Source organism: Lunatimonas sp. (genome assembly GCF_020832325.1).
Taxonomy (GTDB): Bacteria; Bacteroidota; Bacteroidia; order Cytophagales; family Cyclobacteriaceae; genus Lunatimonas.
The window spans coordinates 62105-74022 of record NZ_JAFIEU010000019.1 but is presented as its reverse complement, the minus strand read 5'-3'; the positions used below and the strand labels follow the sequence as shown (position 1 = coordinate 74022).

The 11918-nt window shown below is 46.4% G+C and carries 7 protein-coding genes; 4 read left to right on the top strand and 3 right to left on the bottom strand.

The annotated features are described in order from the left end of the window. Window positions 1–104 precede the first annotated feature (104 nt). Entirely contained in the window at window positions 105–4154 is a 4050-nt protein-coding gene (locus JJU34_RS07450) for a two-component regulator propeller domain-containing protein (RefSeq protein ID WP_228691708.1), read from the bottom strand. 266 nt (window positions 4155–4420) lie between these two features. Next, the gene (locus tag JJU34_RS07445) at window positions 4421–5656 is read right to left on the bottom strand and encodes a DUF6786 family protein (RefSeq protein ID WP_228691707.1); all 1236 of its coding nucleotides are present in this window, start codon (window positions 5654–5656) and stop codon (window positions 4421–4423) included. Window positions 5657–5967: 311 nt separating this feature from the next. Between JJU34_RS07445 and JJU34_RS07440 the strand changes: the two genes are divergently transcribed. From JJU34_RS07440 to JJU34_RS07425, 4 genes are all read left to right on the top strand, one after another. Beyond that, window positions 5968–6558, top strand: a complete 591-nt coding sequence (locus JJU34_RS07440) for a helix-turn-helix domain-containing protein (RefSeq protein WP_228691706.1) — start codon at window positions 5968–5970, stop codon at window positions 6556–6558. After that, complete coding sequence (locus JJU34_RS07435) at window positions 6551–6853, top strand: HepT-like ribonuclease domain-containing protein (protein WP_228691705.1); 303 nt, start codon at window positions 6551–6553, stop codon at window positions 6851–6853. The genes JJU34_RS07440 and JJU34_RS07435 overlap by 8 nt, the downstream gene beginning before the upstream one ends. Window positions 6854–6893: 40 nt before the next feature. Then, complete coding sequence (locus tag JJU34_RS07430; protein ID WP_228691704.1) at window positions 6894–7964, top strand: amidohydrolase family protein; 1071 nt, start codon at window positions 6894–6896, stop codon at window positions 7962–7964. A gap of 316 nt (window positions 7965–8280) precedes the next feature. Beyond that, entirely contained in the window at window positions 8281–9291 is a 1011-nt protein-coding gene (locus tag JJU34_RS07425; RefSeq protein WP_228691703.1) for a helix-turn-helix domain-containing protein, read from the top strand. A gap of 34 nt (window positions 9292–9325) precedes the next feature. On the opposite strand, the gene glgP is transcribed toward JJU34_RS07425, so the two are convergent. After that, a complete protein-coding gene (glgP, locus tag JJU34_RS07420; protein WP_228691702.1) occupies window positions 9326–11851 on the bottom strand; it encodes an alpha-glucan family phosphorylase in 2526 nt (841 codons plus the stop codon). Window positions 11852–11918: the final 67 nt, after the last annotated feature.

Sequence of the window (11918 nt, the reverse complement as noted above, 5' to 3'; positions counted from 1 at the left end):
TTAAAAAAACGAAAGTTGCAGTTGTACAAATTTAACAATCGCTATCAATTTTGATTCATAGCAGATTACACCCTGATAATCTGTCAATTAAGCACCAGATAGAATCAATCCCGAATGTATTCGGAAGGTGCTTTGCCAAAAGTCTCCCGAAAAGACCTGGTAAAATAAGAGGGGGAACTGAAGCCAACCAAAAAAGAAATCTCCCCTAATGAGTATTTCTTGGTATCCATGTATTTGATTGCTTTTTTTAACCGGACGGTTCGAATAAACTCCACGACCGATTTACCGGTCAAGGCTTTGATTTTACGGTACACTTGGGTACGACTCAGGTTTAGATTATCGGCAATCGCATCCACGCCAAGCTGGCTATCTTGAATATTTGATTCGATGTATCCAACCACTTGCTGTAGAAACTCCTCCTCTAGCTTACTTCCTGCAAGCTTGGAGGGGGTGAGGTATACCTCTTGGCTGAATTTCGCAAAAAGCTCTATACGGGAGTCAATCAATTTAACCACACTGGCTTTCAACACCCGAATGCTAAATGGTTTGGTAATGTATAGGTCCGCGCCATTTTCGATACCTGAAACCTGGTCATCTACCGTGGCTTTTGCAGTGAGAAGGACCACGGGAATATGACTTGTTTTCATATTGCTTTTAAGCTCCCGACAAATCTCCAGTCCAGACATCTTGGGCATAAGGACATCGCTCAACACCAAATCGGGCACATGGTCTACCGCTAGACGCAATCCTTCCTCCCCATCCTTCGCGTCAAGCACTTCAAACTCATCTTCAAACTCAGCCACCAAATACATCCGCAACTCATCGTTATCTTCTACTATCAACAGTTGACGCTTCGCCTTTTCCTCCGAGACGGCCTCCTCCAACTCTGCTGCACTAGAAGCAGCATCCAGCTCCGTTGCGAGTAAGCCTTTCTCCCTGTAGGCAGCTTCTCCTAAGGGAAGCTGAACGGTAAAGGTGGTCCGTTCGTGAGGGATACTCTGAGCTGTTATGGTGCCCAAATGCTGTTCTGCCAAAGACCTGGCAAAGGCCAGCCCTATACCGGTACCTGGATTCGGAATAGCATCCGCAGACTTAGCCTGGAAAAATTTATTGAAAATAAAAGGCAATTCCGAGGCAGAAATTCCTATTCCATTGTCGACTACCTGCAACTCCAACCACTGAGCGCCGCCATCCGATTTGCGCTTTGCCGGCCTACAGGTCACCCTGATCGTGATTTTTCCGCTATCCGGTGTGAATTTAAACGCATTGGACAGAATGTTCGCCATTATTTTCTCCAGCTTGTCGGCATCAAACCAGGTCCATATTTCTTCACGATCCGAATGAAGTGTAAAGGCTACTTCTTTCTGTTCAGCCAACCCCCGGAAGTTTGCCATTAGTTCATCCAAAAAGCGGATTACCTCTCCATATTTTAGATTGAGCTTCACACTCCCATTTTCCAACTTATTGAATTCAAGCAATTCATTAACCAAACCCATCATCTTCTTGGCACTATTGTAGGCGGTTTGCACCTTGTCCATGGCAGCCTTGCTCAATTTGGGTGAATCCTTTAATCCCTCGAGTGGCATAAGGATCAGGCTCAGGGGCGTGCGTAATTCGTGGGAAACATTCGTGAAAAACTGCGTTTTCGATTCACTGATTTCATGTTCCCGTTCTCTTGCCATACGTTCGAATTGTAGTTGGCTTTTCATTTTGACCCGCTCCATTCGAAACTTATAAAAAAATGTCAACAAAGCACCGAATACCAATAGATAGCCCAGTCTGGCCCACCAAGTATCCCAAATACGGGGCAACACCCGAATTTCCAATCGGACAGGATCCTCGGACCAAACGCCATCGCTATTGGACGCCTTAACCAAAAAAGTGTAAGTACCCGGATCAATATTGGTATAGGTAGCCTGTAGGTTATTGACTGCACAGTTCCAATCTTTGTCAAACCCTTCCAGCATGTAGCAATATTGATGACGATTCGGGTATCCATAGCCTACTGCAACGTACTCTAAGACAAAAGAGCGCTGATCTGCGGTCAACTCCAAGGACGTTGAGATGCTGATATGCTCCTTTAGCGGTGACCTGGGAGCACCTACCAATACCGACTGATTATTAATCTTAAAATCGGTCAGATATAGCCTCGGCGGCTTTTCATTGGGTAGCATATCCTCTGGAAGAAAGGCGTTGAACCCATTGTTGTTGCCGAAGAACAGCTTGCCATCCCGTGCCCTTAAGATCGCATTGTGGATAAAGTTGTTGGAAGATAGTCCGTCAAGCTGCGAAAAATTGGTAAATGACCTTTCCTCCATGGACATCTTGGAAATACCTCTGCTGCCCGCAATCCACAAATCGCCATGCATATCTGTGGTGATACCCCGTATCGCATTGCTTCCTAAGCCATCCTTAGATCGAAACACTTCAAAGTGGTCCGATCCGTTCCGCTTCACGTTCAGCCCATTGTCTGCTGTACCCACCCAAAGGTTATTGCGTTCGTCGAGAAACAAGGTTTGAATGGTGCTGCTGCTCAGGCCCAACGAATCTCCCGGCGCGTGAAGGAATAACCTGTACGAGTAACCGCCGGCTGCCAAAGGCGTCAGCGCATATAGTCCGTACATGGTACCTACCCAGAAGGTGCCATCTGCATCCTCTGCATAAGAACTAACATAGGAGGTCCTGGTGATAAAGTCCGGCTTATCCTCCTCACATAGCAACTCGAATTGGTTTACCGACTGGTTGTAATAAAAAAGTCCGCTTCCTATAGTCCCCGCCCAAATGCGCCCTCGTCTATCTTCGTAAATTGAAAAGACATTGTTGTCTCCAAACCCATTTGAACGCAGCTCGAAGCGGCTGATAGATTTTGACTTCAAGCTGTATCGAAAGATACCTCTACTTTCGGTCCCTATCCATAAATCACCGTTTCGATCAAACGCCAACGCAGTCAGGTAATTGGTATCCAACGTCTCGATGGGAAATGGCGGCTTCCCCAGCGATTGGGTGCGGGGGTCATAGATCACTAACCCCAGCTCATCGTACGCCATCCAAACCCTACCTACGGGATCTTCTGCAAAACCCCGGACATTTTTCCCTCTTAACACCGCTTCCGAAAATGGACCTTTTTGGTAATCGTCAAAATTCGGCACGTTATTTCGAAGCAAATAAGCACCTTTGTTAAAGGTTCCAATCCACACAAACCCTTCGTCGTCCTCGTATATGGCCCTGATCGAGCTGGTAGGAAAAGAATTTTCTCCCTGTTGGGAAAGTCTTGTTACGCCTCCCCGCTTTGCTTGGATGACATTCAGCCCCGAAAATTCGCCTCCTACCCAAACATCTCCGTTTTCAGCCTGTACCAAACTCAAGGTACTCTTCATGGTACCGTTTGCTGTCAGGTCCCCAGGAATCAAATCCTGTTGAAAATAATATCCGTTTCTCGGAACTAGGCTAATTATTCGACCACTTAACGTAGAAACCATCACATCGCCCTCCCGACCCTTCACAACCTGGGTGACCTGCTCGTTGCGCATATCCCTTCCGATGATCGGCGGAACGTCCACGGGCTCCATAGTGCCTACTTTATAGACTTTAAGCCCCCCTTTGGTGCCACACCAGATCTCATCGTTGATGACCGCTAAGTGGTTAATGTATTGGGAAGGAGCTGGCGTGCGGAAGTCCAGCCCGTCCAGGTAGGTAAACATCATTCCCTTTGGATCAAACACATTCACACCGTTGCCGTGCGTACCAATCCATACCCTCCCTAGTCTATCGGATACTAGCGAGGTTACATACCGGTTGTTGAGGGAGTTCTGAATGCCTATTAAGGAATCAATGGGAAGGAATCTATCCAAATTCCGTTCGTAGATGCTCAAGCCCTGGGAAGTACCCACCCAGAGATTATTTAGAGAGTCTTCTAAAACCACATTTACGGTGTTGTGGGGAATGCTGTAAGGGTCCTCCGGACTATGCTCAAAGTGGACCACATTGGTACCATCATACCGCATCAGTCCATCAGCGGTCCCCATCCACATGAATCCCATCCTGTCTTTTAAAAAGCATTTCACAAACGTATTGGACAGGATAGCCGGTTCGACGGGGATAAACTCCCTATAGCCCTGTTGGGAATAGGAAAAAAAGCTTCCAAAAAAAAGCATAGAAACTGTAAATAACCTACCAATACTTGGAAAAACCTGCACCATGCAATCTGTTATTTGTATACGTCTAAGCCTAGTACCCTATCCGCTTCGATCACTTCACGGTGGGTACCTTGTAAACGGGAGGTGAACATAGTATTCATCAGGATAACGTCACCCGCCTTCTTTTTGTTAGCAACGGGTTGATTAAGTGATTTTCAGATTGGATATCGCCCTGCCGCTCTTGCAATACACTACTTCTTCTATCGGATAAGGTGACATTTCCATTATAATTTTTCTTTGAGTACTTCCAGCGTAATACCAAAAATCTCCCCTAGCAACTCACTCATCTGCTCCTCTGACCCCTCAAAGTGATAGGTACGGTGTATATGCTCTAAACGCTCGCCAGGTGATAGAAATGCCGCAGGAGATACAGTCTCCAATTCATAAAATGGGCCCATTTGCGTGCCATCCTCCAGGGGCCCATCGTTGTACGAATTGATCGCATCGCCTGCGTAGGGAAAATCCTGCGGACCCCATACTTGGTTCAAATAGGGGAGCTCCCCCGAAGGCTTATTGTAGGTGACTACGGTCAATACATTGCTATCAACATCAAAACTGCCCAGCAGAGATTTAGCCCGCTTAGGAGACAGGCCCAATTTACTTCTGTATCTTCCATCTCCCCGGAAAACCAACAGTCCATCTACAGCCTGTATCCGTTCTTCGGGAATCTCACCGAAATAGTCGGTGGTAGCGATTTCTCCCAGCTCATCCACTGCACCTTCCACATAGGGAACTAGTACCATCAACTTGTCAGAGGGGTTAAACATCCCCAAAACCCACAAACATAACGTGCCGTTTTCCTGCCCCCAGGATGTCTCGCCTATATTGGTTAGCCCGTTGACTGACTCAAATCCTACCCACGAAACCGAGGCTGGGACTGAAACGCTTAGATCCATTTCCATGCTCTCAGCATCCACAAGGCCAACGGTTCGGTCCAGTTTTGCTTCAAACGTGGTTCCAGAATAATTTTTTAGCAAAAGGGTTTTGACCATGGCGGCACTCCTCTCTGTAGATTCCGTCAACTCCCAAGCCTCGCTGTCAATGGAAGCCGGTGTCTGCCAGTTGTCGAAAACCATCTCAGATCCCGGTGGAAAATAGATGGAGAAAGGGCCTCCCTCCGGACCAAGCCACAGTCTGTCCTCTCCCCCATACGCATTGATGTGGGGGGCAATAATCCCCGAACCGATGGCATCGTAGTTCATCCATCCGTAACTGGTGCCCGATAGGCCCTTTGCAGTGCTGGTAAAAACCTTCCCTTGAAACCGCGGAGAAAGCAGGATCTGGGAGCCCCCATCCGCCAAGACAATAAAACTCTCATCAACGCCAGCCAAAAAATCTACATCGTAGCCAAAACTTCCTTCCGCATAGGGTTGGATTTCCTCCCCCTGAATTTCTCCTTTCTGGCAGGAGCAGAAGCAAAGGAACACAATGGAAAAAAACAGGATTCTCGCCGAATTCATAGGTATCATGGTTTTTATAAGTAAAAATAGTCAATTTTGAGTAACACCAGGGACAAAAGCCTGCAAAGGTTGCTGTAGAAACATTAAACTAGAAAATTAACAACCCAATGGCGAAATGCGCCACACTGATTCCTTCCATGAAAACCGCACCCAAAAGTGACCTTTAATATAAAACTGTTCGGATGGGCTACCCCATTGGGCGAAACCATCGATCCAAATGTAATTGTTCTGTGACAACACGCTATCCGTATTTTAAATCTTACCAAAAAAAGTTAGATTTGACAAAATAATTCAAAACAAAATCAATCAAAATGGACAGCTTCGGCGAAACGATAAGAAAACTTCGGGTCGATATGGAATTGCCCCTGCGTACCGTTGCTGCATACCTCGATATTGACCAGGCAATTTTGAGCAAAATTGAACGAGGGCATCGGAAGGCGAGCCGTGAACAGGTGATAAAACTTGCCGAGTATTTCAAGATTAAAGAAACGGAATTGCTTGTTTCATGGCTGTCTGACAAGCTGATGTATGAAGTGGCGAATGAAGAGGTGGCTTTGCAAGCGTTGCAAGTGGCAGAGGAGAAGGTAGGTTATCAAACATTATCAAAAGACACGATAAACACACTGATTTCAAATATAAAAGGCATACTCGAAAGTGATGGCAGGGTAGCTTCTGCTTGGCTTTTTGGTTCAATGGCAGGGTTAAAGGCCAAATCAACGAGTGACGTTGATATAATAATTGAATTCAACGAGAGAAAAAGGTATTCAATGTTTGATCTTTTGGATATTGCTTATCTCATAGAAACCAAGATTAATAGGAAAGTGGACATCACAGAAAAAGGGCAATTGAAAACTTTTGCCCTTGAAACTGCAAACAAAAATTTACAAAAAATTTATGGATAAGCCCACGCCAAGAGAAATGGCTGAACATGTCCTTCAAGCAATTGAATTAATCAAAGAATTTGTTGATAGTGTGGACGAAAACACCTTTTTGGAAGACCTAAAAATTCAAAGTGCAGTTCAGTATCAGTTTTTAATTATTGGTGAAGCCATCCGTCATATAGATGACCGCATTTTAAATAAATATGATTATCCCTGGCACATCCCACGTTCATTTAGAAATTTCATTATCCATGTATATCATGGTATAAAGAAAGAAAGAATCTATTATGCCACTCAGGATTTGGATAGTTTATAAAAAGAAATACAAAACATTCTAAATAACGAGTTTTAACGATATGCCAACCCAATACTATACGCTAGAAGATTTCCGCAAAGTGGAAAAAATAGACGCCCATATGCACATGTGGGAGGATTTTGATACGCTGTTTGCCGAGCAGGCGATCAAGGACAATTTTTCCTTGGTCAACGTAAGCGTCTTTACGTCCCCTGACCTATCTCCGCGAAAGCAGGATGAATTCTCCCTCCGAATCCTTCCCCAATTTCCCGGCAAGGTTCATTTTATAACCACCTTTTCGTTGGAGGGCTTTCACCAACCCGGATGGGCGGAGTCTGTCATCGTTTATCTGACTGAAATGGTAGCCAAAGGCGCGATTGGGGTAAAGGTCTGGAAAAACATCGGAATGGAACTGAGGGATCTGAACGGCGATTTTGTCATGATCGACCATCCTGCCTTCAAACCGATCATCGAGTTCCTCATCCAACAAAACATCCCGCTACTGGCACACCTAGGTGAACCAAAAAATACTTGGCTACCCCTCGAACAAATGACGGTGCAAGGCGACCGGGATTATTTCAGGGAAAATCCCGAATACCATATGTTCCTGCACCCAGAATACCCGAATTATGACCAGCAAATTGCAGCAAGGGACCGGCTTTTGGCTAGATATCCCCAGCTTAACTTTATTGGTGCACATCTGGGCAGTATGGAATGGAGTGTACATGAATTAGCTAAAAGGCTTGATGATTTTCCTCATATGGCGGTGGATCTCGCAGAACGGATTTCCCACCTTCAGCATCAGGCAGTAAGCGACTGGCAAAGTGTGCACGACTTTCTTATCAAGTATCAGGACCGCATCTTATACGGAACGGATCTTCGCAGCAGCGCACCGGATATTGCCGCAAAGGGACTAACCGAGAAATCGGATTTTATGGCCCATGCTCATGAGATTTGGCTGCGCCATTGGCGTTTTTTTGTAACCGACGAACTGATGGAAGTGCCCAAGGTGTCCGGCAGCTTTAAGGGGATGAAGCTACCTAAACCCGTTATTGATAAGATTTACAGGACAAATGCGCTGAGGTGGTATCTGAAGTTAGCTTCCGACGACAGACCTATGTCTGGCAGCTAGTACGGATGATCCCAATGCTATATGCGGCCTCCCGGCAGGCAGAGATTCCCTGTCAGTCTTTAGGTGGACAGCTGACCATTTAGAAACGAGTATGAATACCTGAACAACCCAGTTATAAATAGACAAAATTATCTCTTATTTTTTTTGCTTATAATTAAAAACATACCTAACTTATGAGGAAATAAACCGCTATTATTTCGGCATATTCGAAGATAAGCGAATCAATTCCATCCAAGGGAAGTTGATGTGACTGTGTTGCCTGAAGCCGAGCAAACCATTCGTTTGTTTCACCCGATTCTAATGCTTTTCGTTAACCATGCACGATTTTGACTTCCAGCAAAGGTTTTTTGACCACCTAAAAACCCTGATCCCCTCCCATAAATCTCTCGTCCATGAAATTTCGGACCTGCTCAACATCAGCCTTGACTCGGCATATCGCAGAATCCGGGGAGAGAAAGTGATCAACCTAAATGAGATTCGAAAAATTTGCGAATATTTCCAACTTTCGCTGGATCAATTGTTGAACCTGAATACCAAAGCGATACTGTTTCATGGAAAGCTAAATGATAGTGGACCCAATCGCTTTCAGGTCTGGCTGGAAGATATGCTGTTGCAACTGGAAATGGTAAACCGGTATACAGACAAGCACGTCTACTTTTTGCTAAAAGATATCCCTCCATTTTATCATTTCTACCATCCGGAATTAGCTGCTTTCAAGTTTTTCTTTTGGATGAAGTCGATCTTGCATTATGAAGAACTTAAGGATCAGGCTTTCAATCCATCGATACACCGGTACCCAAACCTGTACCATCTGGGCTTGCAAATAGCAAAACTCTACAACCTGATCCCCTGTACAGAAATATGGAATCCAGATAATATACAAACCACGCTTCGCCAAATCGAGCTGTATGAAGAGATGGGGAATATTGGCCGCCCAGAAGATGCCAAGCTGCTCTACCAACAGGTATTGGAAATGATAGAGCATATCGAAAAACAGGCTGAACTAGGGGTGAAATTCGAAATGTATGGACAACCGAGCGAAGATTCCGGTTCCTTCCGGCTGCTTACAAATCAGTTTATTTTGGGTGACAATACCTTTATGGCTGAGTTGGACGGACAGCGAATCACCTACCTTAACCACAGTGTCATCTACTTTCTAGGATCCTTTGACCCAAACCTAAATGACACCATGTTCAAAAGCCTGAATAATCTTATCAAGAAATCAACCTTGATCAGCTCGGTAGGAGAAAAAGAAAGACATCGGTTTTTTCGAAGTATGAAGTCTCAAATCGGAGATAAACTAAAACGGCTTGAAACAATCCTCTAACCAGTTAGCTGCTCCGATGACCATCTTAATCACGCTATTCCCACCAACGGATCAAAGCCAACTCCAGCGGATATGACAACCCCTGTAACTTAGGAATCATTCGGACAGAATAGTGCTCCTGAGGCCGGTCACCGGGAATCGTCAATGAATAATGGGTAAGCCCGTAGGCAGCATCAAAAGCTTCTTTTTGGAAAATCCTTGTTTCCTGCTCATACTCGTCCGTTGCTTCGGCATAGAGTTGAAATTCAATCCAATCGGAATTCATCTTTCCGAGACCCGCCACCAAGGCTACCTTCCTCCCAGATTCTTTCTCAGACCAAGCTATTTGCTCAAAGGAAATATTGCTCCAATTCGCATGTAGCTCCGCCCTGTCTTGTAAAAACCGCTCTGAGCGCTCCCCACTTTGGATGGCTCTTTCCAGGTAGCGGGTCGCTGCAGGCAGGTAGTAGGATTCGGTGTATTCCCGTACGGCACGGTTTGCCGAAAAACGCGGCGTCAGGAACGACATGCTGTGCCGCATCTTGTCCACCCACTTGTCGGGAACACCCTCGGCGTTCCGGTTGTAAAACTCCGGTACCACTTGCTCCTCTAGCAGCCGGATCAATTGCTCTGCTTCCCAATCGTCCCAGTTTGGATCACCTTCATGATCCTGTTGATCTCCCAATGCCCATCCAAACTTGGGGTCGTAGGCCTCCGCCCACCATCCGTCCAGTGTGGACAGGTTAAGTCCACCATTTACCAAAACCTTCATTCCACTCGTGCCTGAGGCCTCCCATGGACGTTTGGGCGTGTTTAGCCAAACGTCTACCCCTCGTACGAGCTGTTTGGCTACTGCCATGTCGTAATCACTTAAAAAACCAACCTTTCCGTGTAGTCCAAACTCATGAATAAAGGTCACCCACTCCCGGATAAGGCCAGTGCCCACTTGATCCCCGGGTCCCGCCTTACCGGCAATAAATAGCTGAACCGGCCTGTCTGAGTTTTTTAGCAGGGCGGCAAACCTGTCTTTTCTCATTAGCAACAAGTTGCTTCGCTTATAGGCTACAAACCTTCGCGCAAAGCCCAAAGTCAGGGCATCTTTCGAAAACATCTTCTCCGTCTGTGCGGCTAAGCTATCCTGCCCCCCTAACTTATATTGATTTGCCAAATGCCGTCTTGCAAAATTGACCAGATGCGACCTTGATTCATTTCTCATCTCCCACAAATCGATCGATGGCACCTTGGATATCTCGGCTGACACCGTCTCCAAATCGCCTCGCCACCGGTCCTTCCCACAGGCTTCCGTCCATAGCCTGTCTGAAAACTTACCATCCCAAGTGGCCATATGAACACCGTTGGTCACGTGTCCGATGGGAACTTCGGATAGGGGCCATCGTGGAAATAGGTCGCTAAATAGCTTTCTACTGACCTCTCCGTGCAGTTTGCTCACTCCATTTATCCCAGCACTGCCCCGAATCGCCAAAAAAGCCATGTTAAAGGGTTCGTGCTCGTCGTCTTGGTGCTTTCTACCCATCTGCATCAGGGAAGGAAAATCGATGTTTAGCTCATTCACCGCATATTCTCCTAAAAACTGCCCCACAAGACCCGCATCAAAACGATCGAACCCAGCAGGCACAGCCGTATGCGTGGTAAATACGTTGCCCGCACGGGTCAACTCCAAGGCCTCCCAAAAAGATACCCCATAGGTCTCCTTGTACCAATTTGCGCGCTCGAGTACCAGAAATGCCGCATGACCCTCGTTCAGATGGCATACATCCGGAATCTCGTCTAAGGCCTGAAGCAACCTCCACCCACCGATGCCCAGAATAATCTCCTGCTTGATACGATGGTCGGGACCACCACTGTAGATTTCGTTGGTGATCGTCCGATGCACCGGTAGATTAGCCGGATCGTTACTATCCAGCAGGTATAACTTTACCCTGCCGGCATACACCTCCCAACATCTCAGCCAAACGGTAAATCCGCCAAAGCGAACCTGCACGCGTAACCACTCCCCGTCCGACTTCCGCAAAGGAGACACGGGCACCTGACCAGGTTCGTTGTATGGCTGCCGCACTTGCTGGTTCCCGAACCGATCAATTTCCTGACGGAAATACCCCTGCTGATAAAACAGCCCAACCCCAATTACCGGAACACCCAGCTCACTGGCAGCCTTAAGTTGATCTCCCGCCACATTTCCCAGCCCTCCCACGTAAATAGGAAGACCCTCGTCCAACATAAATTCCATACTGAAATAGGCCACCCGCTTCAAAGGGCTCTCTGGATAGGTTTGCTGAAACCAAGCGGGGGACTGGTACATCGTTTCCCTTTCTTTGCTAAGATCCTCCAAAAGCTCCAAGAACTGCGGTTGCGAGAAAACATAGGTCAGTCTATCCATGGAAACACGCTTAAGCATCATCCATGGATTCTTGGTAGCTCTCCAAAGTGTAGGATCTATCTGCCTCCACAAAGTGTCCGTCACGTGGTTCCATGACCACCGTATATCAAGTGCAAGCATTCTAAGAAGACTCAGTTCTCGGCTATAGCGCGTGTAAAATTCTTCTAGTGCGGAATGGTCCATAAGGGTAACCTGGTTTTTAAAAAAGATTTAATGCCTTGTAACTACCAATATATTGAAAATTTACGAA

Excerpts from the sequence above, each read along its gene's own strand:
- JJU34_RS07450 (WP_228691708.1), bottom strand. The coding sequence starts at position 4,154 with ATGCTTTTTTTTGGAAGCTTTTTTTCCTATTCCCAACAGGGCTATAGG.
- JJU34_RS07445 (WP_228691707.1), bottom strand. The coding sequence starts at position 5,656 with ATGAATTCGGCGAGAATCCTGTTTTTTTCCATTGTGTTCCTTTGCTTC.
- JJU34_RS07440 (WP_228691706.1), top strand. The coding sequence starts at position 5,968 with ATGGACAGCTTCGGCGAAACGATAAGAAAACTTCGGGTCGATATGGAA.
- JJU34_RS07435 (WP_228691705.1), top strand. The coding sequence starts at position 6,551 with ATGGATAAGCCCACGCCAAGAGAAATGGCTGAACATGTCCTTCAAGCA.
- JJU34_RS07430 (WP_228691704.1), top strand. The coding sequence starts at position 6,894 with ATGCCAACCCAATACTATACGCTAGAAGATTTCCGCAAAGTGGAAAAA.
- JJU34_RS07425 (WP_228691703.1), top strand. The coding sequence starts at position 8,281 with ATGCACGATTTTGACTTCCAGCAAAGGTTTTTTGACCACCTAAAAACC.
- glgP (WP_228691702.1), bottom strand. The coding sequence starts at position 11,851 with ATGGACCATTCCGCACTAGAAGAATTTTACACGCGCTATAGCCGAGAA.